Genomic DNA, 23,028 nt, shown 5'->3' with positions numbered 1-23,028 from the left:
CCTTTTTTTATCGGTCCAGGCGTTGGCGATCGCTGGTATCAGCGCGCGTCGGGTGCGGCCTGCGGCGCGGCCGATGCCGCGCGAACGAAAGACCGGCGACGCACCCAGAAGGCCAGCGCCCCCACCGGTGCGGAGATGGTGAGGATGAGCGGAGCCTGGGGCCCGGCCTTCGCAAAGCCCGCCCCCAGCAGCTGCAGGCTCAGCCACTGCGCGGACCATGCGCCCGTGGTCCAGTCCAGATGGCACTGCACCACGCCCAACGCAACCCCGGTACACCACAGCCACTTGCGCTTCGGGATCGGCGTGCGAACGCAGACCCACAGCGTATAGACGATCCCGAGCGGAATGCCCATCGCGAGCGCGAGGAACAGGTAGTGGCCCGGCGTTTTGCCTTCCAGCGAAAAGCGGTGGGTGGCGGCCAGGGACTGCGACGCCGGCGTCACCTGCAGTGCATTGAAGACGACTGCGCCGTCGCGTTGCTCCAGCATGGCAGAGACGACCAGCCAGGACTGCGGATACTCGTACTCGAGCGTGAGGTGGTGGAAGGTCGCGGAATCGGTCTTCAGAACCTGAACGCCCACCGCTTCGGCGGCTTGGGGCGGTCCCGGGGGGATCAATGCCGCCATCCGGCCAAGGTTCTGCCGCAAATCGGCGGAGCGCAGCCGGGGCGCCAGCCGGGCCTCGACGGCTGGGAAATCCTGGCGGGCCAGCTCATCGACGGCGTCGCGAACCCTCTGCGTCTCCTGCGGCGCGATCGATGCCGGGCTGTCCTGTGAGGCATTGCAGCCGCTCAACAGAGCGGCCAGGGCAAGAAAGGCGGTGGCGACGATGCGCATGCGGTGAGGGACCTTCGGCGTGGAAAAAAGGCCGGATGTTAAACAACACCTCCCGCCACCCCTCAAAAAACAGCACCGTCGGCAAAAGGCCTTCCGCTACAATCGCCGCCTATGTTTGCCGCCCGCCCGTTCACCCTGCTGAACACTGCACCCGCCGCCCTGGCCGGTGGGGCCGCGCGCGCAACCACCACCAAAACCACGACCATTAAGGGCTGATCCAGCCTGGTTCGTCGTGCGCCCTTCCTGGCCAGACGAGCCAGGCGAAAAGTCCCGGTCGGGTACTGTTTCTTAAACTGAATAGGGGCGTTGAAATGAGCAAGTTGGTAGGTTTGGTCGGCTGGCGCGGCATGGTCGGCTCCGTATTGATGGACCGCATGCAGGCCGAAGGCGATTTCGGTCTCATCGAGCCCGTGTTCTTCTCCACGTCGAACGCGGGCGGCAAGGCCCCGGCGCAGGCCAAGAACGAAACCACGCTCCAGGACGCCTTCGACATCAACGCCCTCAAGCGCTGCGACATCATCCTGACCGCCCAGGGCGGCGACTACACCACCGAAGTGTTTCCCAAGCTGCGCGATGCCGGCTGGAACGGCCACTGGATCGACGCCGCTTCCACGCTGCGCATGAAGGAAGACGCGGTCATCGTGCTGGACCCGGTCAACCTGCCCGTGATTCAGGATGCCTTGGCCAAAGGCGGCAAGAACTGGATCGGCGGCAACTGCACCGTGAGCTGCATGCTGATGGGCGTGGGTGCGCTGTACAAGGCCGGCCTGGTCGAGTGGATGAGCACGCAGACCTACCAGGCGGCCAGCGGCGGCGGCGCCCAGCACATGCGCGAACTGCTGACGCAATACGGCACGCTGAACGCGGAAGTGCGCTCGCTCCTGGACGATCCCAAGAGCGCCATCCTGGAAATCGACCGCAAGGTCATCGCCAAGCAACGCAGCCTGTCGGACGCGGAAACCGCCAACTTCGGCGTGCCCCTGGGCGGCAGCCTGATCCCCTGGATCGACAAGGACCTGGGCAACGGCATGTCCAAGGAAGAGTGGAAGGGCATGGCCGAGACGAACAAGATCATGGGCCAGGGCGAAGGCTTCGACACGCCCGCGGTGCCTGTGGACGGTTTTTGCGTGCGGGTGGGCGCCATGCGCTGCCACAGCCAGGCCCTGACCTTCAAGCTGAAGAAGCACGTGCCCGTGGCCGACATCGAGGCCATGATCGCCGCCGACAACGAGTGGGTGAAGGTCGTGCCCAACACGCGCGAAGCCACCTTGAAGGACCTGACCCCCGTGGCCGTCACCGGCACCATGACGATTCCCGTGGGCCGCATCCGCCAGATGGCGATGGGACCGGAATACATCGGCGCTTTCACCATCGGCGACCAACTGCTGTGGGGTGCCGCCGAACCGCTGCGCCGCATGTTGCGCATCCTGCTGGCCGAATGACGCGGCGGGCGCTGACACCGAACCGGTGCCAGCGCCTTTAGGCACCAACGTTTTGTTACTGCTCGTTGTCCTTTGACAACATTGCTGCAGTGCACATTGCCCTTCTGAAAGGCGCCCAAAGGTTGCGCCATGGCTCAGCTTGTCAGTGCAAAACATTGATGCTATTGTGCTTTTTACACATTTTCACGCTTACGCGCGGAACCAAAACTGCCTGAATCTGGCACCTTGCCAGACCGCACAATCCTCTTTTGTTGATGGCACACATGCATCGTTGGAAACTCTCAATCCTGGCCGCCGCGGCCGTCATGTCGGCCGGCCTGTATGCCACCGATGCGAATGCTCTCGCCCTGGGCCGCCTCACCGTGCAGTCCGCCCTCGGCGAGCCCCTGCGCGCCGAGATCGAGCTGCCCCAGATCACTGCCGCCGAAGCGGATTCGCTGCGAGCGGCCCCCGCGTCCCCCCAGGTGTTTCGCGCCCAGGGGATGGAAGTGTCTCCCGCGCTGAACAGCCTACGCGTGCAACTGCAGCGCCGCAGCGATGGCTCGATGGTGTTGCAACTCACCAGCGACCGCCCCATCAACGACCCCTTCGTCGATCTGGTGCTGGATGCCACCTGGAACTCCGGCCAGATCGTGCGCAGCTACACCATGCTGTTCGACCCGCCGGCCCTGCGCCGCGCGCCGGCCACCGTGACCGCATCGCCCCAGGTGACGGCGCCGTCCGCCCCGGCCGCTGCGCCGGCCCCTCGCACGCCCCGGGCTGCCGCAGCACCGGCCCCGGCGGGTGTCGCCGGCTCGGTCACCGTGCAAGCCGGCGACACCGCGGGCCGCCTGGCCGCCGCCAACCGCCCCGCCGGCGTGTCGCTCGACCAGATGCTGGTGGCGATGATGCGTTCCAACCCCGACGCCTTCATCCGTGGCAATGTGAACCGGCTGAAATCGGGCGCGGTGCTGCAACTGCCCGATGAAACGCAGGCACGGGCCACTCCCCCCGGCGAGGCACGGCAGATCATTGCCGCGCAAAGCCGCGACTTCAACGAATTCCGCCGCCGCCTGGCCGGAGCCGCACCCTCCGCCGAGGTGGCTGCCGCCGAGCGCTCGGCCAGCGGCAAGGTCCAGACCCAGGTCGAGGACCGCAAGCCCGCCACGGCCGCGCCGGACAAGCTCACGCTGTCCAAGGGCGCCGTGCAAGGCCAAAAGGCCGCCGAAGACCAGGTGGCCAAGGACAAGCAGGCCAGCGCCGCGTCGGCGCGCATGGCCGAGCTGTCGAAGAACATCTCCGACCTGAACAAGCTCGGAACCGCCTCCGCGCCGGTGTCCACGGGCTCCGGCAGCGCGCCTTCAGCCACCGCCAGCGCCGCGACGGGCGCAGCCGTGGCCACGGGCACCGTGGTGCCGCCTGCTGCGGCGCCCGCGCCGCAAGCCGCCGCCAGCGTGGCCAGCGCCCCTGCGGCCCCCGCTGCTGCCGTGACGCCCGCCAGCGCGGCGGCAACCCCGGCATCCAGCGTGGCGAGTGCCGAGCCAGCCCCGCCCGTGGTGGCAGCCCCAGCGCCCGCACCGGCGCCAGCGCCCGTTGCCGTGCCCGCCCCAGCCCCCGACACGGAGGAGCCAGGCTTCTTCTCCAACCTGTTCGACGACCCCATGCTGCCGCTGGCCGGCGGTGCCTTGCTGGCATTGCTGCTGGGCTATGGCGTCTACCGCACGGTCCAGAACCGCCGCAACCAGCATGCGGTGGACAGTTCTTTCATGGAAAGCAAGCTGCAGCCGGATTCGTTCTTCGGCGCCAGCGGCGGCCAGCGCGTGGACACGGCCAGCAGCCAGTTGAGCACCGGCTCTTCGATGGCCTATTCGCCCAGCCAGCTCGATGCCGGCGGCGATGTCGATCCCGTGGCCGAAGCCGACGTGTATCTGGCCTATGGCCGCGACCTGCAGGCCGAAGAGATCCTCAAGGAGGCAGTGCGCCACAACCCGGACCGCACCTCGGTCCACGTCAAGCTGGGCGAGATCTATGCCAAGCGCCAGGACCGCAAGGCGCTGGAAGCCGTGGCGCAGGACGTCTTCCGGCTGACCGATGGCCAAGGCCCCGACTGGGCCCGCGTGTCCGAACTGGGCCGCGAACTCGATCCCGAGAACCCGCTGTACCAACCCGGCGGCCGCCCTGGCGTGGTCCTGGACGACGACGGCCCCAACACCGGCAATGGCTTTGCCAGCACCTTCACGGACGGCCGTCCGCAGATGGCCGGCGCCACCAGCGCGGCCCTGCCACCCGATCTGGACCTCGACCTCGATCTGGCGGACGACGCCCTGACCGAAGCGCCGCCCGCGCCACCTGCCGCACCGGGTGCCTTCGCCGCTGCGGCCGCCGCTGCCGGTGCCATGGCCGCCGCGCCGGCCTGGGCTCCCGCACCGACGCCCGCTCCCGCTGTTTCGGAGCCTCCCGCACTGGACACGGGTGCCCTGGACCTGCCCGAACCGTCGTGGGACAAGCCGGTGGCCACCGCGGCCGCCCCGCTGTCGCCGCCTCCGGACACCGCCGATCTGGAATTCCCGACCGACCTGCGGCTGATGGATTCCGCTCCGGCACCGCTGTCGTCGGCTGAGGCCGCTCATTCGGGCCCGGCGCCGCTCGAATTCGACCTCGGGGCGCTGTCGCTGGACCTGGACACGCCTGCCGGCAATACCAGCCCATCCGCCAGCCCGGCCGTGCAGGATCTGCCGCAAGCGACCCCGCCCCTGCCCGACGATCCGCTGGCGACCAAGCTCGCCCTAGCGGAAGAATTCAACGCCATCGGCGACAGCGAAGGCGCACGCACTCTGATCGAGGAAGTCATCGCCGAATCGTCCGGCGCGCTCAAGACACGGGCGCAACGCCTGCTGTCCGAACTGGGCTGATGCAGGGCACCAGCGCAGCCACGCTCCCTGCCGCACCGGGACGCCATCCATGAGGATGGCGCTCGGCGTCAGCTACAACGGGCAGGGCTACAACGGCTGGCAGAGCCAGTCTTCCGGCAGAACCATCCAAGACCACCTGGAAGCGGCACTCGGCCGCTTTGCCACGCAACCCGTGTCCACCATCTGCGCCGGCCGCACCGATGCGGGCGTGCACGGGCTCATGCAGGTGGTCCATTTCGATACGCCGCTCGACCGCACGCCGTTTTCCTGGGTGCGCGGCACCAACACCTTCCTGCCTGCCGACATCGCCGTGCAATGGGCGCACCCGGTGCCGGAGACGTTCCATGCGCGTTTTTGCGCCACGTCCCGCCGCTACGCCTATGTGCTGCTGCAGTCGCCCGTGCGCCCCAGCGTGGACGGCGCGCGCGTGGGCTGGGTGTTCCATCCGCTGGACGGCAACGCCATGCGCGAGGCCGCCGCCCACCTGCTCGGAGAGCACGACTTCACCTCGTTCCGGGCATCGGCCTGCCAGGCCAAATCGCCCATCAAAACCTTGCAGCGCATCACGATCACGCGGCGGGGCCCCGCCGAAGGCGATGCCGGCCCGCCGGCCAACGCACCGCCGCACGACTGGCAGCCCTGCTACTGGCGATTCGAGTTCGAGGGCAACGCGTTCCTGCACCACATGATCCGCAACATCATGGGCTGCCTGGTCGCGATCGGGCAGGGAAATCAGCCCGCAGGCTGGATGCAGGAGGTGTTGCTGGCCCGCTCGCGCGATGCGGCCGCGCCCACGTTTTCGCCCGACGGGCTGTACTTTCAGGGACCGCTCTACGATGCCGCATGGGGCCTGCCCCTGCGCACCGCTGCGTATGATTGGCTTCCATGAGCCGCCCCCAGCCCGCCAGCCCTCCGCCTGCCCCCATCCCTCCCCACCACCGCACCCGCGTCAAGATCTGCGGCCTCACCCGCGAGGACGATGTGGATGCGGCCGTGGCGGCTGGCGCCGATGCGGTGGGGTTCGTGCTCTACGCCGCCAGTCCAAGGGGAATCACGCCGCAACGGGCCGCAGCCCTGGCCCGCAGACTGCCTCCGTTCGTGACGCCGGTGCTGTTGTTCGTGAATGCACCCGCTACAGAAGTGATAGCAGCCTGCACAATGATTCCGTCGGCAACGGTCCAATTCCATGGGGATGAATCACCCCAAGACTGCTGGGCGGCCACGGCGGATGGAGCCAGGCCGTTCCTGCGGGCGGCACGCATTCCCCTTGGCGACGGTGCGGCGCGGTTCGACCTCGTACAATTCGCGGCAACCCACTCCCGCGCCCAGGCCATCCTGCTCGACGCCCATGTCGAAGGTTATGGCGGTGGCGGCAAGGCATTCAATTGGTCACTTCTACCTCCAAGCGTCGGCTCTCACCTCGTTTTGTCTGGTGGACTCACGCCTGCAAACGTGACCGATGGCATCTTGCAGGTGCGGCCGCGCGGCCTGTCGCTCGCGGTTGACGTCAGTTCCGGCGTGGAAGCCGATGGCCCCGACGGCAAGCCGTTGAGGGGCATCAAGGACGCCGGCAAGATCCAACGCTTCATCGCCGCCGTGCAGGCGGCCGATGCGCAATTTGCAAAGATTCATTGATGCTTTCCTACCAGCAACCCGACGCCGCCGGCCATTTCGGCCCCTATGGCGGTAGTTTCGCGAGCGAAACGCTCACCCATGCCCTGACCGAACTGCGCGAGGCCTATGCCCGCTACCAGAACGATCCGGAGTTCCTGGCCGAATTCCATTCGGAACTGAAGCACTTCGTGGGTCGCCCCTCCCCGGTCTACCACGCGGCGCGCATGAGCCGCGAGATGGGCGGCGCGCAGATCTACCTCAAGCGCGAAGACCTCAACCACACCGGCGCCCACAAGATCAACAACGTGATCGGCCAGGCGATGCTCGCCCGGCGCATGGGCAAGCCGCGCATCATCGCCGAGACGGGCGCAGGCCAGCACGGCGTCGCCACGGCCACCATCTGCGCGCGCTACGGCCTCGAATGCGTGGTGTACATGGGCTCGGAGGACGTCAAGCGCCAGAGCCCCAACGTGTACCGCATGAAGCTGCTGGGCGCGACCGTCGTGCCCGTCGATTCGGGCAGCAGGACGCTCAAGGACGCGCTGAACGAAGCCATGCGCGACTGGGTGGCCCATGTGGACGACACCTTCTACATCATCGGCACGGTGGCGGGCCCGCACCCCTACCCCATGATGGTCCGCGATTTCCAGAGCGTGATCGGCACCGAGTGCCTGGAGCAGATGCCGGCCATGCTGGCCGAGCAGAAGGCCAACACCCAGCAGCCCGACGCGGTGATCGCCTGCGTGGGCGGCGGCAGCAATGCCATGGGCATCTTCCACCCCTACATTCCCCATGAAAAGACACGCCTGATCGGCGTGGAAGCCGCCGGCGAGGGGCTGGACAGCGGCAAGCACTCGGCCTCGCTGCAGCGCGGCAGCTCGGGCGTGCTGCACGGCAATCGCACGTTCATCCTGCAGGACGAGAACGGCCAGATCACCGAAACGCACAGCATCAGCGCGGGCCTGGACTACCCGGGCGTCGGGCCCGAGCACGCGTGGCTGCAGGAAATCGGCCGTGCCGAATACGTCGGCATCACCGATGCCGAGGCGCTGGCCGCCTTCCATTACCTGTGCCGCACCGAAGGCATCATTCCGGCGCTGGAGTCCAGCCATGCCGTGGCCTACGCCATGAAACTGGCCAAGACCATGCCGGCCGACCAGTCCATCCTGGTGAACCTTTCGGGCCGCGGGGACAAGGACATCGGCACCGTCGCCGACCTGTCGGGGGCCGATGTGTACGACCGGCCCTCCATGCGCGGCCTCGGGGTCAAGGGAGGGCCTGCCGCATGAGCTCGCCGCGCAACCGCATTGCGAACACCTTCGCAGAACTGCAGGCCAAGGGGCGCAAGGCGCTCATTCCCTATGTGACCGCCGGCTTTCCGTTCGCCGACATCACGCCGGCGCTCATGCACGGCATGGTCGAGGCCGGGGCCGACGTGATCGAACTGGGCGTGCCTTTCTCCGACCCCATGGCCGACGGCCCGGTGATCCAGAAGGCCGGGGAAAAGGCGCTCTCGCTGGGCGTGGGCATGGTGCAGGTCCTGGGCCATGTGCGCGATTTCCGCCAGCGCAACGACAAGACGCCCGTCGTGCTGATGGGCTACGCCAACCCGGTGGAACGCTACGACCAGATCCATGGCGCAGGCGCCTTCGTGCGCGACGCCGCCGAGGCGGGCGTGGACGGTGTGCTCATCGTCGACTACCCGCCCGAGGAAAGCGAAGCGTTCGCCGCCAGTCTGCGCGAGCGCGGCATGGACCTGATCTTCCTGCTGGCACCCACCAGCACGGAAGAGCGCATGCAGCAGGTTGCGCGGGTGGCGAGCGGCTACGTGTACTACGTGTCCCTCAAGGGCGTGACCGGCTCGGGCGCGCTCGACACCACCGCCGTCGAGGCCATGCTGCCGGTGATCCGCCGCCATGTGCACATTCCCGTGGGCGTGGGCTTCGGCATCCGCGATGCGGCCACGGCCCAGGCCATCGGGCGCGTGGCCGATGCCGTGGTCATCGGCAGCCGCATCATCCAGCTCCTGGAAGACCAGCCGCACGAGAAGGTGGTGCCGGTCACCATCGACTTCCTGCGGGGAGTGCGCAAGGCGCTGGACGCATAATTGCAGCCCGCGCGCCCGGTCCGTGGCGCGCCGGCTGAGACTTGAAGCGAAGAGGAAACCGATATGTCCTGGCTCGAAAAACTCCTGCCCTCCAAAATCCAGCAGACCGACCCGACCGAGCGCCGCCAGGTGCCGGAAGGCCTGTGGATCAAGTGCCCGAGCTGCGAGACGGTGCTGTACAAGACCGATCTGGAGCAGAACCAGAACGTCTGCCCGCACTGCAGCCACCACCACCGCATCAATGCCCGCCCCCGCCTGAACGCGTTCCTGGACGCCGAAGGCCGTTATGAAATCGGACAGGAAGTGCTGCCGGTCGATGCGCTGAAGTTCAAGGACAGCCGCAAGTACCCCGACCGCCTGAAGGAAGCCCTGGAAAACACCGGGGAAACCGACGCGCTCATCGTGATGGGCGGCTCGGTGCGCAGCATCAACATCGTGGTGGCGTGCTTCGAGTTCGACTTCATGGGCGGCAGCATGGGCAGCGTGGTGGGCGAGCGCTTCGTGCGCGGAGTGGAAACCGCCATCGAGCAGAAGGTCCCCTTCCTGTGCTTCACCGCCACGGGCGGCGCGCGCATGCAGGAAGGCCTGCTCTCGCTGATGCAGATGGCCAAGACCAACGCGGCCCTCACCCGGCTGGCCAAGAAGGGCCTGCCTTACATCAGCGTGCTGACCGACCCGACCATGGGCGGCGTCTCGGCCGGCTTTGCCTTCGTGGGCGACATCGTGATCGCCGAGCCCAAGGCACTGATCGGCTTTGCCGGACCGCGCGTGATCGAATCGACCGTGCGCGTGACGCTGCCAGAAGGCTTCCAGCGCGCTGAATTCCTGCAGACCAAGGGCGCGGTGGACTTCATCTGCGACCGCCGCGAACTGCGGGGCACCGTGGCCAAGAGCCTGGCGATGCTGCAGCGCCTGCCGGCGGACTCGGTGGCCTGATCGCCCAAACGCTTCGACCGCTACCAAAACAATAGCCGCCACCGCTGGCTGGATCAGCGGTGGCGGCTATTTTTTATGGCGAGGCAAATTTCGCTGCCGAGCCCCTACCGCAGCACCCATCCCTGTACGTTGCCCACCACGATAAGGCACACCTGCAGCAACACCAGCACCACCAGCGGCGACAGATCCACCCCGCCGAGGAGCGGCACCACGCGCCGCACGGGGCGCAGCAACGGCTCGCACAAGCGGGCAATCACGTCGGCAAGGGGTGAGCGCGTCTGCACCCACGAGAGCACGGCATAGACGATCAGCAGGCCGATCAGCCCGTAGATCGCCGCACGCACCAGACCGAACACGGCCAGCCAGAGCAGCAGCACCAGGCCCGGGCCGGCGCCCAGCAGCAGCCACAGCAACAGGTACTGCACCAGCTGGATCACAATCGCCGCTACCAGGCTGGCCCAATCCCAGCGCCCCGTGGCAGGCACGATCCTGCGCAGGGGCAGGACCAGCCAGTCGCTCAGCGCGAAAACCAGTTGCCCGATAGGGTTGCCAAAAGGCACGCGCTGCAGCTGCATGTAAAGCCGCAGCAGGCAAGCCCCGGCCAGCAGGCCGCCCACCACGTCCAGCAGGAAAGAAGCGATCTGGTAAAGCATGAAACCTCGTGATGTGGAGAATCTGGAGCAATGGTGCGGAGGGTTCCGCCGTGGGATGATAGCGGGCCAACCCGCCTGCCTATGACCTTCGTGCCCCCACCTTCCGAGCCGTCATTGCCGCCGCTCACGCTGACCTCCCTGCCGCTCTTTCCGCTGGGGACCGTGCTGTACCCGGGCGGGATGCTCTCGCTTCGCGTCTTCGAGGTGCGCTATCTCGACATGGTGCGCAAATGCCAGCAGGCGGGCGCACCGTTCGGTGTCGTTGCCCTGACGAGCGGCCAGGAAGTGCGCCAGGCAGGTGCAGCGCCCGAACAGTTCCACAATGCAGGAACGCTGGCGAACATTGCGGAGATCGACACATCGCACCCCGGCCTCATCGTCCTGCGTGCCGAAGGCACGGCCCGCTTTCGCATCGTGCGCCGCCACCTGCTGCCGCACGGGCTGTGGGTGGCCGACATCGAGCAGATGCCCCCGGACGTGCCCCTCCCCGTTCCGGAGGACCTGCGCAATACGGCCGCCGCGCTCGAGCAGGTGCTTGCACGCCTGCGCCACCGGGGTACGGACGACCCCTCCAGCCTTCCCGACCCCACCCCCGAGCAACTGGACGATTGCGGCTGGGTCGCCAATCGCTGGTGCGAACTGCTCCCCGTGCCGCTGGACCTGAAGCAGCAACTCATGCAACTCGACAGCCCGCTGCTGCGCCTGGAACTCGTGGGAGACGTGCTGGAGCGCACGGGCATCGCGCCGTGAACACGAAGGGCGCAGCGGCCCGGCCTGGCGCGCCCCTGCCGTGAAGGTCCTGCAGGTCATCACCAAGGGCGAGGTCGGGGGCGCGCAGAGCCATGTGCTCACCCTCTGCCGGGAACTTACCCGCCAGGGCGTCGCGGTCCAGGTGGCCATCGGCGGCGCCGAACCGCATCCGCCACTGGCCAATGCCCTGGAGGCTTCGCACCTCGCGGTGCATCGCGTCCCCGCACTGGGCAACGCGCTCAACCCGGTGCGCGTGGTGCGCGCCGCCTGGGCCCTGCGGGGCATGGTGCGCGAACAATCTCCGGATCTGCTCCATGCCCACAGTGCGATGGCTGGCGTCGTGGCCCGGTTAGCCGGTGCGCTGACCCGCACCCCCGTGATCTACACCGTGCACGGCTTCGCCTTCAAGGCGGGACATCCCTGGAAGCGCCGCACAGTGGCCTTTGCCATGGAGTGGCTGCTGGCCCCGCTGACCCGGCGCATGATTTGTGTCTCGGACCATGAGCGCCGGCTGGCGCTCGTGTTGCCGCTGCCTTCGCGGCGGGTGTCCGTCATCCACAACGGCGTCGAGGATGTGGCAGTCCCGGGCAACAGCGCAGCATCGACCGCCGAGGCGGCGCCGGCGATAGCGATGGTTGCCCGCATGGCCCAGCCCAAGCGCCCGGACATCCTGCTGCACGCACTCGCCCAGTTGCGTGGTGCCCTGGGGTACGAAGTGCCCGCCACCTTTTTCGGTGGCGGCCCCGAGCTGGCAGCGCACTGCGCACTGGCCCATCGATTGGGCCTGCAAGCGGTGCGCTTCACCGGCGATGTAGATGATGTTGCGGCCCAACTGGCCCAGCACGCCATCTTCGTGCTGGCATCGGATCACGAAGGCCTGCCCATTTCGCTGATCGAGGCGATGCGTGCGGGGATGGCCATCGTGACCAGCGATTTGCCGGGCATTCGCGAATTGCTGCCGGAGGCGGCTCATGCGCGCCTGGTACCGCCCGATCCCGCAGCATGGGCCGCGGCGTTGCGGCAACTGATAGAGTCGCCAGCACTGCGTGCCCGCATGGGCGCGGCAGCACGGCAACGCTACGAGCAGCACTACACCGCACAGCGCATGGCCCTGGCCGTGCGCTCGGTCTACGCCGCGGCGACTTCGCGCACCCACTGACGATTCCATGAACAGCATTCCACGCCGCGAGCTCGGCTCCTCCACGGCGCACCGACAGGGTGCCGTGCTGCGCTGGGCGCTGGGTGGCACCTTGATTCTGCTGGTGAGCTATCTGGCGGGGCTCGGCCTGGAACGGTACGACTGGGTGACCTACCAGTTTCCGCAGACGGTGCTGTGGTGCGCCATCCCGTATGCCATGACAGCCCACTGGCTCTACAACGGCGCCTATCTGCCCCAGTTCGAGGGACGCCGCTTTCTCTTCGTGGCGACCGCAGCCCCCTACCTTGCCGCCCCGCTGGGTTTCGCCTTGCTGCAGCAACCCTATTCCCGCGGCGCCGTTCTTCTCGTGTACCTGCTCTCCTCTGCATGGTTCTTGGTCGGCCATTGGCGCAACCGGCGCCACCAGGTGCTGTCCCTGGCCTATCTGGACGATACCGTGCCCCTGCGCCTTCGGGAGCTGCTGGGCGATATGGCCCAAGCCAGCCAGCAACACATCGCACTGCTGCCCTGGACGCCCCTGGAAGAATCCGGCACGGACACCGGCACAACCCACGCCACTCCCCAATGGGCCGGCGTGGTGCTGGATCGCCATGCCCCCTCGAGCGCCGCACGCGAGCGATGGATCAGCGATTTGCGCCTGCAGCATGTGCGGCTCTACAGCGTGGAGGCCGTGGCCGAACTGCTGAGCGGCCGCAAAATACTGCCCAACCAACAGACCCAGGACCTGTGGACGCTGGACGGCAACCCGGCCTACGACACCTTCAAGCGACTGACCGACCTGCTCCTCACGCTGGCAGGGCTGCCGGTGTGGCTGCCGCTGTGCCTGGCAGCCGGCCTGGCGGTGAAACTGGACTCGCCAGGGCCCATGCTTTTTTCCCAGATCCGAGTCGGCCGCAATGGCCGTGCGTTCCGCATCTGGAAGCTGCGCAGCATGCGCCATGCCGGCGACGACCGCACAGCGCGCTTTGCCCAGCCCAACGACGACCGGGTGACCTCCGTGGGCCGATTCATCCGCCGCACCCGTTTGGACGAACTGCCCCAGCTATGGAATGTGCTGAAGGGCGAGATGAGCCTGATCGGTCCGAGGCCAGAGCAAACGGAGTTCGTGCGCGTGTTCGCCGACCGGATTCCCGCATACCCCTACCGCCACCTCGTGCGCCCCGGACTGACGGGCTGGGCCCAGGTCCAGCAGGGCTACGCCGACAGCGAGGAGCAGACCGCCATCAAGCTCAGCTATGACCTCTATTACGTGGCGCACTACTCCGTGGCCCTGGACTTGCTGATTGCGTACAAGACGCTGCGCATCGTGGCGGGGGGATTCGGGTCGCGTTAGGTTCGCTCGGTGCTGACAGGGCCAGAAAGCGCGGCGAAGACTTCCGGCATGCCCCATCTACCGCCCCCCCCGCGGCTCATCCCCGCGCTTCGGGCGTTTCGAGGAAAGACCGATAGGTCTGGGCAATCCCGACATCCAGCGGAATGCGCGCGCTCCAGCCACGGCGCTGCAGCATGCCCACATCCAGCAGTTTGCGCAGCGTGCCATCGGGCTTGCTCGGGTCGAAAGCCAGCGTGCCCTCGAAACCGGTCACTCCCATGATCCGGCGGGCCAGCTCTTCAATCGTCACGTCAGTTCCCGTGCCGACATTGAACAGACCGTCCGTGATGTCGAGCTGCTCCATCAGGAACACACAGGCGTCCGCCATGTCGTCCACGTGCATGAACTCGCGGCGCGGCCGCCCCGAGCCCCATAGCTTCATTACAGGGTCGCCACGCCGTTTCGCCTCATGGGCCTTGCGCAGCAAAGCAGGCAGCACATGCGAGGTGTTGAGGTCGTAGTTGTCGTTGGGGCCGTAGAGGTTCGTCGGCATCGCGCTCACGTAATGCCGGCCGTACTGACGGTTGAAACTCTCACAGAGCTTGATGCCCGCGATCTTGGCAATGGCATAGGGTTCGTTCGTGGGCTCCAGCGGCCCCGTCAGCAAGTACTCCTCCTTGATCGGCTGTGGGCAGTCACGCGGGTAAATGCAACTCGATCCCAGGAATAGCATCCGCTGCACATCGGCAGAATGCGCGGCATGGATCACGTTGGCCTCGATCATGAGGTTCTGATAGATGAAGTCTGCCCGCGACACGTTGTTGGCCTGTATGCCACCCACCTTGGCCGCGGCAAGGAATACGTAGTCGGGCTTTTCATGCGCCATGAAGGCATGTACCGCAGACTGATCCAGCAGGTCCAGTTCGGCATGCGTGCGCGTCACCAGGTTTTCGTAACCGCGCTCGGCCAGCTTGCGCACCAAGGCCGAGCCCACCATGCCACGGTGGCCTGCCACGTAGATCTTGGTGTTCCTGTCCATATCCACCCTCGTCAACGTTGCCGTCATTCGTTGTAGTCGTAGGCAGAAAAACCGTACTTCTTGACCAGTTCGTCGCGCTGGGCGCTTTTCAGATCCTCGCGCACCATCTCGGCCACGAGTTCGCCAAATCCAATGCGCGGCGTCCAGCCGAGCTTCTCGCGCGCCTTGGTGGGATCGCCGAGCAAAGACTCGACCTCCGTGGGCCGGAAGTATCTCGGGTCCACCTTGACAATGGCACGGCCCTGGGCGTCCCGGCCAACCTCGTCCACACCATGGCCCGACCATTCGATCTGCATGCCGAGCTCATGCGCCGCCGCCGAAACAAAGTCTCGTACGCTGTGCTGCACACCCGTCGCGATGACGAAGTCTTCAGCCACATCCTGCTGCATCATGAGCCACTGCATTTCCACGTAGTCCTTCGCGTGGCCCCAATCGCGCAGCGCATCGAGATTGCCAAGGTACAGGCAATCCTGCAGGCCCAGGTGAATGCGCGCCATGGCGCGCGTGATCTTGCGCGTCACGAAGGTCTCGCCGCGCACGGGGCTTTCGTGGTTGAACAGGATGCCGTTGCAGGCATACATGCCGTAAGCCTCCCGGTAGTTGACCGTGATCCAGTAGGCATAGAGCTTGGCCACGGCGTAGGGGCTGCGCGGGTAGAACGGCGTGCTTTCCTTCTGCGGCACTTCCTGCACCAGCCCGTAGAGTTCGGAAGTGCTGGCCTGGTAGAAGCGCGTCTTGCGCTCCATGCCCAGGATGCGGATCGCTTCCAGGATGCGCAGTGTGCCAATGCCGTCGACATTGGCCGTGTACTCGGGCGTCTCGAAGCTGACAGCCACGTGGCTCATGGCCGCGAGGTTGTAGATTTCATCGGGCTGTGATTGCTGGATGATGCGAATCAGGTTCGTGCTGTCGGCCAGATCACCATAATGCAGGATCAAATGGCGGTCAGTAATGTGGGGATCTTGATAGAGATGGTCGATGCGATCGGTATTGAACAACGATGCCCGGCGTTTTATGCCGTGCACGATGTAACCCTTGCCCAGCAGGAATTCGGCCAGATAGGCCCCGTCCTGGCCCGTGATGCCGGTGATAAGCGCGACTTTTTGCATGTATAGAGGTCAGGAAGACGACCCAATCATAGGCGCTGCGCTCTTTCATGTCCCTTAAGCGCAACATTCTGGCGAACTACGTCGGCTCGGGCGCGGTCGCGCTCGCGCCTATCCTCGCCCTGCCCTGGTATCTCGCTGCGCTCGGCCCCCTGCAATTCGGCTTCGTGGGCTTCGTCACGACACTGCAGGCCGTGCTCAACCTGCTCGACGCAGGCATGAGCCAGGCCTTGGTGCGCGAGATATCGTTGCGTGCCGCTGGCGAAGGTGCGGCCAAGCCGCGCACAGCCGCACTGCTGTACGGCTTTGAGCGCGTTTACTGGACGCTTGCACTGCTGATCGGCCTCGGGCTGGTCCTGCTCGCAGCCCCGATCGCACGACACTGGCTCCATCTGGATGAGGCCGCTCAGGCCAGCGGCCACGCCGCGGTGATCGGAGCGGCTGCCATCTTCGCAACGATGCTCCCGGGATCGCTTTACCGCAGCCTCCTTGTCGGCACGGAGCATCAGGTGGCATTGAACAAGATTCTGTTCGTCGCCACGCTGCTCCGCCACGGAGGCGCCGTGCTCGCCGTGACAACCTTGCCATCGCTGACCACCTATCTGGCCTGGCACGTCGCGGCAGGCCTGTTTGAAACTGCGTTGCGTGCCCATGTTGCCTGGTCTGCAACCGGAACGCATCGCGGCGACGCACGGTGGCAAGGCGATGTGGTCCGCCAAGCCTGGCCGGCGATCGCCGGTCTAGCGGCCGCTTCGGGCTTGGGCGCGCTCACGATGCAGCTGGACAAGGTGCTGCTCAGCAACCTGATACCGATCGCGGACTTTGGCTACTATGTGATCGCCTCTTCCGCAGCGGCGGGCGTGCTGCAGTTGGTGTACCCGCTGATGCAGGCAGTCCTGCCCCGCGCACTTCGCCTCAAGGACGACCCAGCCGCCCTACGCCATCTGTACGGACGGCTCTTCGGACTGATTGCATTGGCCGCAGCCATCGGCATCGCCGTCTATGCCGCCGGAGGCGAACGGCTATTGGCGTGGTGGCTGAAGGACATACATGCCGTTTCCGTGGTCTACCCGCTGCTCGGCTGGCTGCTGTTCGGTGCCATCATCAACGCGTTCTACAACGTGGGCTACGCCCACTGGCTGGTGCGTGGAAAAATCCAGCGCATCCTGCAAGTCAACCTGCTGGCCGGGGTGCTGTGTCTGCTGGTCATTCCTCCCATGGTGTCGCGTTTCGGCATGGTTGGCGCGACATCGGGTTGGCTCATCATCAATTTCATCGGCTTTATCGCCAGCCTGCCCGGGCTCCTCAAGATCGACCATGAACGCTAAGCTGAAGAAGTTTTACTGGATCCTCTCGGAGCAGTTCGGCATCGACCCGCGGCGACTGCTGCGCTCGCTGCGCGGCACGCCGCGCTACCTGCGCGATCTTTTGCGCTTCCGACGCCAGTACCAAGGACGGCTCGAGCTCATGCCCTGCCTCCATGACTGGTACGAAGAAGGCGGTACGACCAAGAGCGAGTATTTCCTGCAGGATCTGCACGTGGCGCAGCAGATCCACCGGCATGGGCCGGAGCGCCATGTCGACATCGGGTCCCGTGTCGATGGCTTCGTGGCGCATGTTGCCAGCTTTCGTGAAATCGAAGTCTTCGACATTCGCGCCATCACCACGGAGCTGCCGAGCATCCGCTTCAAGCAGGCCGATTTGATGAACCCAGCCCCGGAACTGACGAACTACTGCGACTCGCTGTCATGCCTGCATGCCCTGGAGCATTTTGGACTCGGCCGCTACGGCGATGTGCTCGATCCCGCAGGCAGCGCCACAGGACTGCGAAACATGGCCCATATCGTGCGGCCGGGTGGTCGGCTCTACCTTTCGGTGCCCGTCGGCATCGAACGCTTGCTGTTCAACGCCCACCGCGTTTTCTCGCCACGCAGCATCGTCCGAATGGCCGAAGCGGAAGGCCTTTCGCTGCGCCAGTTCGCGGCGGTTGGTGCCGAACGGCGCGTGATCGACTATCCGCATTGGGAAGCCGAACTGGACCGAATTGAGCAGCAGGACTACGCCCTCGGCATCTTCACCTTCGAGCGCATGCCCCCGCACACTGGCGAGCCCACATGACGACCACACGCGTTTTTCTGCGCGGCGGGCTCGGCAATCAGTTCTTCGAATGGCTGCACGCGCTGACGCTGGCCGAGTCGAGAGCCGATGTTGCACTCGACACCAGCTTCCTGCGCAAAGTACCAGGCAATCAGGCCATCGGCGCGCTGGAATTGTCGAAGGTATTCACCGACCTGCGATTGCCGACTCGCCGCACTGAAGGGCTGTGGCGTGCCGAGCGGGTGGTTGTGCGTGCAGCCCGGTTGCTGGGCCAACTGCACAACGATGCAACCCCTGCCCACGGCGATTGGCATGCACGCTATCACTACGGCTACTACCAGCACCCGCGCCACCACAGCGAGCGAGCGCTGCGACAGGCACGCGAACTGCTACGCCCGGCGTTTCGCGCCGCCCCCCCGGGCCTGTCACGCTATGCAGCCCTGCACGTGCGAGGGGGCGATTACGCTGCCTCGCATTACAACCGCGAACAGATCGGACCGCTCGGCGCAGGCTACTACCGCGGCGTGCTGCAGGCACTGGAGCGCAAGTGGCCCGAACTGCAGTGGCTCGTCATTTCCGACGACTATGCCCATGCGCGGGCCATGCTTTCGCCGTTGGTGGCACCGGACCGCTGCCTGTTCCTCGACACCCACCTCGGCGGCAAGGAAACGGCCGACCAGGCGTTGCAGGCCTTGATCAATGCCGACGTGCTGGCCTGTGCCAACAGTTCGTTCAGTGCGCTGGCTGGCTATGTGGGACGCGCTCACACCGTGTTCGCGCCCACGCCGTGGTTCCGCGGCCTCGCGCTCACCGCGACCGACCCTTCATTGCCCTCGTGGCATCGGCTCGACGCTGACTTCGCCATGGAACCATGAGCCTGCCGCGCGTCTCCGTTGTCATCCCCGTCTACAACGCCGAAGCGACCTTGCGGCGCGCTCTGGACTCGATCCGCAACCAGACCTTGCCACCATTCGAGGTGATCTGCGTGGATGACGGCTCGCGCGACGGATCCGTCTCCTTGGCGGAGCACTATGAGACCGCAGGCGCCTTCGTGCTGCGTGTAGTGAAGCAGCCGTGCAACGCAGGCGCTGCAGCCGCGCGCAACCGCGGCCTAGACTTGGCTGCCGGCGAGGTGGTCGCCTTTCTGGACGCGGACGACATCTGGTCGCCCGACAAACTCGAGCGCCAGCTGCAAGCCATGCACCACCAAGGCCTGGATCTGGTCGGGGGCCACTCCGGGGTACGAGTGCAGGAGATACCGGCTTTCATGCTGGACAGTGTGTCCCAACCGCTGAATACCCGCGTTGTCGGCCTGCTTCCTGCCATGCTGTCGAATCCGTTTCACACGTCCTCCGTGCTGGTGCGGCGCGATGCGTGCGTGCGCTTTCCCGACAATGGTCAACTCAGCGAAGACTACGCACTCTGGCTGCAGCTGATCGCGGCCGGCTGGCGCTGTGCACACCACTCCCAGCAGTTGTCGTTCATGTACAAGCCTGCCTTCGGCAGCTCCGGCCTGAGCGCACAGCTGTGGCGCATGCAGCGCGGTGAGCTGGCTGCGCTCCGCGCCGTCGGCCAACGCGGGCACCAGGGCGTGCTGGCGCTGGCGCTGCCGGTCTCTTGCTTGAAGTTCGGCGTCCGGCTGTTGCGCACTTGGCTGCGCTAAGGCCGCTGGTTTGACTTGGCTCTTAAAATGGCCGGTTTCGTCGCGCGACGCCTCTCTTCGCCATCATTTCAATCTATGTCCGACACTCCCACCCCTGCCATTGACCACAACCAGCTCATCGCCGAGCGCCGCGAAAAACTCAAGGCCCTGCGGGAGGCCCAGGCAGCAGGCAAGGGCGTGGCGTTTCCCAACGATTTCAAGCCTGCCCACCATGTGGCGGACCTGCAGGCGCAGTACGCCGAAAGCGCGGCGGATGCGCTCGAGGCGAGCCCTGTCACCGTGAGCGTCGCTGGCCGGATGATGCTCAAGCGCGTGATGGGCAAGGCCAGTTTCGCCACCGTGCAGGACGGCTCGCTGGGCACGACGGGGGGTCGCCTGCAGCTGTACGTCACGCGCGATGCGCTGGGTGAAGAGCTGTACGCCGCCTTCAAGCACTGGGACCTGGGCGACATCGTGGGTGCGGAAGGCACGCTCATGAAGACCAAGACCGGCGAGCTGTCGATCAAGGTCACCACGCTGCGCCTGCTCACCAAGAGCCTTCGGCCCATGCCGGACAAGTTCCACGGCGTGGCCGACCAGGAGGTGAAATACCGCCAGCGCTACGTGGACCTGATGACCGATGAGACCGCGCGCAGCCGTTTCATCGCCCGCAGCAAGGCCGTGAGCGGCCTGCGCGAATTCATGGTGCAGCACGGCTTCCTGGAAGTGGAAACGCCCATGCTGCACCCAATTCCCGGCGGCGCGAATGCCAAGCCGTTCGTCACCCACCACAACGCGCTGGAGCAGGAGATGTACCTGCGCATCGCGCCCGAGCTGTATCTGAAGCGCCTGGTGGTGGGCGGCTTCGAGCGAGTGTTCGAGATCAACCGCAACTTCCGTAACGAAGGCATCTCGGTGCGCCACAACCCCGAGTTCACCATGATGGAGTTCTACGCGGCCTACTGGAACTACCGCGACCTGATGGACTTCACCGAACAACTGGTGCGCGATGCGGCCATGAAGGCGGCCGGCACGCTGCAGCTGACCTACGGCGGCCGCGAGGTGGACCTTTCCCAGCCGTTCCAGCGGCTGACCATCCGCGAGGCGATCTTCCAGTACACCGAAGCCGGCGCCCATGTGGATGATGCCGCCTGGCTCGTCAGCGCCCTCAAGAAGCTGGGCCTGAACGAAGAGAAGAACCAACTGTCCAAGCGCACGCTGGCCAGCCTGCAGGTGCTGTACTTCGAAGAAACGGTGGAAGACAAGCTCTGGCAGCCCACCTTCATCATGGAGCACCCGACCGAGATCAGCCCCCTGGCCCGGGCCAACGACACGCGCCCGGAAGTGACCGAGCGTTTCGAGCTCTACATCACCGGCCGCGAGTTCGGCAACGGCTTTTCCGAGCTGAACGACGCCGAGGACCAGGCCGCGCGCTTTCAGGCGCAGGTCGCGGCCAAGGATGGTGGCGACGACGAGGCCATGTTCTTCGACCACGACTTCGTGCGGGCGCTCGAGTACGGCATGCCTCCCACGGGTGGTTGCGGTATCGGCATTGATCGGTTGATGATGTTGCTTACCGACAGCCCCAGCATCCGCGACGTGATCCTGTTCCCCGCCCTGCGCCGCGAACATTGATCGGCTGAGGACTGCGGCCTCCGGGGCCGAAAGGCCTGCACCTGCCTCCAGGAAAGGGACCGTGATGACCACCACCCATCCCACCCCGCTGCCCCCCAGTGGGGGCCGCATCGAGGACACCATGCCCTTCACCGTGCTGGTCGTGGAGGATCAGGCCTCCCTGCGCGCGGTGCTGGTGGCGGAACTGCGCCATGCCGGCGTGGTCGATGTGCTGGAGGCCGCATCGGGCGATAAGGCGCTCGACCTGTTCCAGTTGCACCGGCCGGACCTGGTGCTGCTGGACATCCGCCTGTCGGACCACAACGACGGCTATTGGGTCGCGCAGCAGATGCGCGAGGCCGAACCCGGGGGCTGGACGCCCATCATCTTTCTCTCCGGCCTGGACGGCGACCTGGACGTGTGGCGCGGCATCGAGTCGGGAGGCGACGACTACCTGGTCAAACCGGTCAAGCCGATCGTCCTCGTTGCCAAGCTTCGCGCCATGCGGCGGCTGCTGGACATGCGCCGCCGGCTGGTGTCGCTGTCGCAGGAGCTGCACCTGGCCAACCAGCGGCTCAATGAGATGGTCGAGGTGGATGCCCTGACCGGGCTGGTGAACCGCCGCGGCCTGGACCGCATCCTGCACAACGAGATCGCTGCGGCGCGGCGGGAGGGCGAGCCGCTCACCCTGATGCTGTGCGACCTGGACCATTTCAAGCGCTACAACGATTCCGCCGGCCACCTGCAGGGCGATGCCTGCCTGAAGGATGTGAGCCGCCTGCTGCGCGACGTGTGCACGCGCCCGCGGGATGTAGCGGCGCGCTACGGCGGCGAGGAGTTCGCCCTCATCCTGCCCGGCACGCCCCGCTCCGGCGCGATGACCTTTGCACGGGCGCTGGGCAAGCTGCTGTCCGTGCGCGCCCTTCCCCACCCCAATTCGCCGCTCGGCCCGACGCTCACGCTGTCCGGCGGCATCACCACCTGCATTCCTGACGAAGGCACCAGCGCGGAGGCCATGCTGATGCGCGCGGACCAGGCGCTGTATGCCGCCAAGGCCCAGGGACGCGCCCGTTTTTTCAGCTTCGAGATGCAGATGGACACCGTCGAGCAACTGCGCGGCTGACAGGAGACCTTTTGCCGAACGACTGGACCTTCATGCTGCGCCTGCAACCTTACCTGCCCGACTGGATCCGGGACTGGCTCGACATCATCGTGCCGGGCCTGCAGATCCTCTTGATCCTGATCGTCGCCGTGGTGCTGCAGCGCACGCTGCGAAGGCTGGTGGGACGTGCCGGCCACCATTACCAGTGGCCCATCGAGATGATGGTGCCGATCAACGGCCTGCTGCGCTGGATCATCATGGGCAGCGCGTTGCTGCTCGTGCTGGAGCGCCTGGGTGTCTCCGCCACCGTGCTGTGGACCGCCTTCACCGGATTCGCCACCGTGGGTGCCGTGGCCTTCTTCGCCGCGTGGAGCGTGCTGTCCAACCTGTTCTGCGCGCTGCTCATCTTCACCGTGGGGCCATTCCGGCTGGGCGACTACATCGAGGTGCTGGACACGGCGGAAAAGCCCGGCGCCAAGGGGCGCGTGATCGACATCAACCTGCTCTACACCACGCTGGAAGACTTCGACGCGGGGCCGGACGGCGCATTGCTGCAGATTCCCAATACCCTGATCTTCCAGCGCGTGGTGCGGCGTTGGAAGGGCGGGCCTCCGCGCAGGGCGGATGCTGCGCCGGAAGATGCGGCCTCAGCCGAGGCCTCTTCCAGCCTGGAAACGGTCTGACCCTGCGAGGTCTGCTGCCGGCTCACGCAAGGCCGCGGCAATTTT

The 23,028-nt window shown here is 66.1% G+C and carries 21 protein-coding genes; 17 read left to right on the top strand and 4 right to left on the bottom strand.

Features of this window, described 5'->3' with window-relative positions:
• Positions 1-38: 38 nt before the first annotated feature.
• Positions 39-836 (bottom strand): hypothetical protein, encoded by a 798-nt coding sequence (locus tag AVTE2539_RS13530; RefSeq protein ID WP_284411310.1) that lies wholly within the window; start codon positions 834-836, stop codon positions 39-41.
• Positions 837-1,147: 311 nt separating this feature from the next.
• Between AVTE2539_RS13530 and asd the strand changes: the two genes are divergently transcribed.
• The 7 genes from asd to accD all read left to right on the top strand — a co-directional run bounded on the left by asd (position 1,148) and on the right by accD (position 9,826).
• Positions 1,148-2,278, top strand: coding sequence for an aspartate-semialdehyde dehydrogenase (gene asd, locus AVTE2539_RS13525; protein WP_284395903.1), 1,131 nt, complete (start codon positions 1,148-1,150; stop codon positions 2,276-2,278).
• 263 nt (positions 2,279-2,541) lie between these two features.
• Entirely contained in the window at positions 2,542-5,169 is a 2,628-nt protein-coding gene (locus AVTE2539_RS13520; RefSeq protein ID WP_284411309.1) for a motility hub landmark protein FimV, read from the top strand.
• Positions 5,170-5,218: 49 nt separating this feature from the next.
• The gene (gene truA, locus AVTE2539_RS13515; RefSeq protein WP_284411307.1) at positions 5,219-6,058 is read left to right on the top strand and encodes a tRNA pseudouridine(38-40) synthase TruA; all 840 of its coding nucleotides are present in this window, start codon (positions 5,219-5,221) and stop codon (positions 6,056-6,058) included.
• On the top strand, positions 6,055-6,804 hold the full coding sequence (locus AVTE2539_RS13510; RefSeq protein WP_284411305.1) for a phosphoribosylanthranilate isomerase: 750 nt from the start codon (positions 6,055-6,057) through the stop codon (positions 6,802-6,804). The genes truA and AVTE2539_RS13510 overlap by 4 nt, the downstream gene beginning before the upstream one ends.
• The gene (gene trpB, locus AVTE2539_RS13505; RefSeq protein ID WP_284411303.1) at positions 6,804-8,072 is read left to right on the top strand and encodes a tryptophan synthase subunit beta; all 1,269 of its coding nucleotides are present in this window, start codon (positions 6,804-6,806) and stop codon (positions 8,070-8,072) included. Before AVTE2539_RS13510 ends, trpB begins: the two co-directional genes overlap by 1 nt.
• Positions 8,069-8,890, top strand: a complete 822-nt coding sequence (gene trpA, locus AVTE2539_RS13500) for a tryptophan synthase subunit alpha (protein ID WP_284411301.1) — start codon at positions 8,069-8,071, stop codon at positions 8,888-8,890. The genes trpB and trpA overlap by 4 nt, the downstream gene beginning before the upstream one ends.
• A gap of 63 nt (positions 8,891-8,953) precedes the next feature.
• Positions 8,954-9,826: an acetyl-CoA carboxylase, carboxyltransferase subunit beta gene (gene accD, locus AVTE2539_RS13495; protein ID WP_272567902.1), complete on the top strand. Its 873-nt coding sequence runs from the start codon at positions 8,954-8,956 to the stop codon at positions 9,824-9,826.
• Between the two features lie 104 nt (positions 9,827-9,930).
• Here accD and AVTE2539_RS13490 read toward each other — a convergent pair whose 3' ends face one another.
• On the bottom strand, positions 9,931-10,479 hold the full coding sequence (locus AVTE2539_RS13490) for a YggT family protein (RefSeq protein WP_284411299.1): 549 nt from the start codon (positions 10,477-10,479) through the stop codon (positions 9,931-9,933).
• Positions 10,480-10,560: 81 nt separating this feature from the next.
• Between AVTE2539_RS13490 and AVTE2539_RS13485 the strand changes: the two genes are divergently transcribed.
• Genes AVTE2539_RS13485 through AVTE2539_RS13475 form a run of 3 tightly spaced genes read left to right on the top strand, consistent with a single transcriptional unit; the run spans position 10,561 to position 13,721 of the window.
• Complete coding sequence (locus AVTE2539_RS13485) at positions 10,561-11,229, top strand: LON peptidase substrate-binding domain-containing protein (RefSeq protein WP_284411297.1); 669 nt, start codon at positions 10,561-10,563, stop codon at positions 11,227-11,229.
• Positions 11,230-11,269: 40 nt separating this feature from the next.
• Positions 11,270-12,388, top strand: coding sequence for a glycosyltransferase (locus AVTE2539_RS13480; protein WP_284411295.1), 1,119 nt, complete (start codon positions 11,270-11,272; stop codon positions 12,386-12,388).
• 7 nt (positions 12,389-12,395) lie between these two features.
• Complete coding sequence (locus tag AVTE2539_RS13475) at positions 12,396-13,721, top strand: sugar transferase (protein ID WP_284411293.1); 1,326 nt, start codon at positions 12,396-12,398, stop codon at positions 13,719-13,721.
• A 76-nt stretch (positions 13,722-13,797) separates the two neighbouring features.
• On the opposite strand, the gene AVTE2539_RS13470 is transcribed toward AVTE2539_RS13475, so the two are convergent.
• Together AVTE2539_RS13470 and gmd are read right to left on the bottom strand one after the other, a co-directional pair.
• On the bottom strand, positions 13,798-14,739 hold the full coding sequence (locus AVTE2539_RS13470) for a GDP-L-fucose synthase family protein (RefSeq protein ID WP_284411626.1): 942 nt from the start codon (positions 14,737-14,739) through the stop codon (positions 13,798-13,800).
• A gap of 23 nt (positions 14,740-14,762) precedes the next feature.
• Positions 14,763-15,848: a GDP-mannose 4,6-dehydratase gene (gene gmd, locus AVTE2539_RS13465; RefSeq protein ID WP_272567895.1), complete on the bottom strand. Its 1,086-nt coding sequence runs from the start codon at positions 15,846-15,848 to the stop codon at positions 14,763-14,765.
• A 47-nt stretch (positions 15,849-15,895) separates the two neighbouring features.
• Between gmd and AVTE2539_RS13460 the strand changes: the two genes are divergently transcribed.
• From AVTE2539_RS13460 to AVTE2539_RS13430, 7 genes are all read left to right on the top strand, one after another.
• Positions 15,896-17,173: a lipopolysaccharide biosynthesis protein gene (locus tag AVTE2539_RS13460; protein ID WP_284411291.1), complete on the top strand. Its 1,278-nt coding sequence runs from the start codon at positions 15,896-15,898 to the stop codon at positions 17,171-17,173.
• Positions 17,163-17,963, top strand: coding sequence for a DUF268 domain-containing protein (locus AVTE2539_RS13455; protein ID WP_284411287.1), 801 nt, complete (start codon positions 17,163-17,165; stop codon positions 17,961-17,963). Before AVTE2539_RS13460 ends, AVTE2539_RS13455 begins: the two co-directional genes overlap by 11 nt.
• Entirely contained in the window at positions 17,960-18,817 is an 858-nt protein-coding gene (locus AVTE2539_RS13450) for an O-fucosyltransferase family protein (RefSeq protein WP_284411285.1), read from the top strand. Before AVTE2539_RS13455 ends, AVTE2539_RS13450 begins: the two co-directional genes overlap by 4 nt.
• Entirely contained in the window at positions 18,814-19,605 is a 792-nt protein-coding gene (locus AVTE2539_RS13445; RefSeq protein WP_284411283.1) for a glycosyltransferase family 2 protein, read from the top strand. Before AVTE2539_RS13450 ends, AVTE2539_RS13445 begins: the two co-directional genes overlap by 4 nt.
• A 75-nt stretch (positions 19,606-19,680) precedes the next feature.
• Positions 19,681-21,219, top strand: a complete 1,539-nt coding sequence (gene lysS, locus AVTE2539_RS13440) for a lysine--tRNA ligase (protein ID WP_284411281.1) — start codon at positions 19,681-19,683, stop codon at positions 21,217-21,219.
• Between the two features lie 121 nt (positions 21,220-21,340).
• Complete coding sequence (locus AVTE2539_RS13435) at positions 21,341-22,321, top strand: GGDEF domain-containing response regulator (RefSeq protein ID WP_272569624.1); 981 nt, start codon at positions 21,341-21,343, stop codon at positions 22,319-22,321.
• Between the two features lie 32 nt (positions 22,322-22,353).
• Positions 22,354-22,983 carry a mechanosensitive ion channel family protein gene (locus tag AVTE2539_RS13430; protein ID WP_284396306.1) on the top strand — a complete coding sequence of 210 codons (630 nt, stop codon included), beginning with the start codon at positions 22,354-22,356 and terminating at the stop codon, positions 22,981-22,983.
• Positions 22,984-23,028 lie beyond the last annotated feature (45 nt).

Source organism: Acidovorax sp. SUPP2539, assembly GCF_030158975.1.
Classification (GTDB): Bacteria; Pseudomonadota; Gammaproteobacteria; order Burkholderiales; family Burkholderiaceae_C; genus Paracidovorax.
Note: the sequence above shows the minus strand (reverse complement) of the source record. Positions and strands in the feature narration are given on the sequence as shown.

What these genes read in the sequence shown, in the direction of transcription:
- AVTE2539_RS13530 (WP_284411310.1), bottom strand. Translation starts at nt 836, where the DNA reads ATGCGCATCGTCGCCACCGCCTTTCTTGCCCTGGCCGCTCTGTTGAGC.
- asd (WP_284395903.1), top strand. Translation starts at nt 1,148, where the DNA reads ATGAGCAAGTTGGTAGGTTTGGTCGGCTGGCGCGGCATGGTCGGCTCC.
- AVTE2539_RS13520 (WP_284411309.1), top strand. Translation starts at nt 2,542, where the DNA reads ATGCATCGTTGGAAACTCTCAATCCTGGCCGCCGCGGCCGTCATGTCG.
- truA (WP_284411307.1), top strand. Translation starts at nt 5,219, where the DNA reads ATGAGGATGGCGCTCGGCGTCAGCTACAACGGGCAGGGCTACAACGGC.
- AVTE2539_RS13510 (WP_284411305.1), top strand. Translation starts at nt 6,055, where the DNA reads ATGAGCCGCCCCCAGCCCGCCAGCCCTCCGCCTGCCCCCATCCCTCCC.
- trpB (WP_284411303.1), top strand. Translation starts at nt 6,804, where the DNA reads ATGCTTTCCTACCAGCAACCCGACGCCGCCGGCCATTTCGGCCCCTAT.
- trpA (WP_284411301.1), top strand. Translation starts at nt 8,069, where the DNA reads ATGAGCTCGCCGCGCAACCGCATTGCGAACACCTTCGCAGAACTGCAG.
- accD (WP_272567902.1), top strand. Translation starts at nt 8,954, where the DNA reads ATGTCCTGGCTCGAAAAACTCCTGCCCTCCAAAATCCAGCAGACCGAC.
- AVTE2539_RS13490 (WP_284411299.1), bottom strand. Translation starts at nt 10,479, where the DNA reads ATGCTTTACCAGATCGCTTCTTTCCTGCTGGACGTGGTGGGCGGCCTG.
- AVTE2539_RS13485 (WP_284411297.1), top strand. Translation starts at nt 10,561, where the DNA reads ATGACCTTCGTGCCCCCACCTTCCGAGCCGTCATTGCCGCCGCTCACG.
- AVTE2539_RS13475 (WP_284411293.1), top strand. Translation starts at nt 12,396, where the DNA reads ATGAACAGCATTCCACGCCGCGAGCTCGGCTCCTCCACGGCGCACCGA.
- AVTE2539_RS13470 (WP_284411626.1), bottom strand. Translation starts at nt 14,739, where the DNA reads ATGGACAGGAACACCAAGATCTACGTGGCAGGCCACCGTGGCATGGTG.
- gmd (WP_272567895.1), bottom strand. Translation starts at nt 15,848, where the DNA reads ATGCAAAAAGTCGCGCTTATCACCGGCATCACGGGCCAGGACGGGGCC.
- AVTE2539_RS13460 (WP_284411291.1), top strand. Translation starts at nt 15,896, where the DNA reads ATGTCCCTTAAGCGCAACATTCTGGCGAACTACGTCGGCTCGGGCGCG.
- AVTE2539_RS13455 (WP_284411287.1), top strand. Translation starts at nt 17,163, where the DNA reads ATGAACGCTAAGCTGAAGAAGTTTTACTGGATCCTCTCGGAGCAGTTC.
- AVTE2539_RS13450 (WP_284411285.1), top strand. Translation starts at nt 17,960, where the DNA reads ATGACGACCACACGCGTTTTTCTGCGCGGCGGGCTCGGCAATCAGTTC.
- AVTE2539_RS13445 (WP_284411283.1), top strand. Translation starts at nt 18,814, where the DNA reads ATGAGCCTGCCGCGCGTCTCCGTTGTCATCCCCGTCTACAACGCCGAA.
- lysS (WP_284411281.1), top strand. Translation starts at nt 19,681, where the DNA reads ATGTCCGACACTCCCACCCCTGCCATTGACCACAACCAGCTCATCGCC.
- AVTE2539_RS13435 (WP_272569624.1), top strand. Translation starts at nt 21,341, where the DNA reads ATGCCCTTCACCGTGCTGGTCGTGGAGGATCAGGCCTCCCTGCGCGCG.
- AVTE2539_RS13430 (WP_284396306.1), top strand. Translation starts at nt 22,354, where the DNA reads ATGCTGCGCCTGCAACCTTACCTGCCCGACTGGATCCGGGACTGGCTC.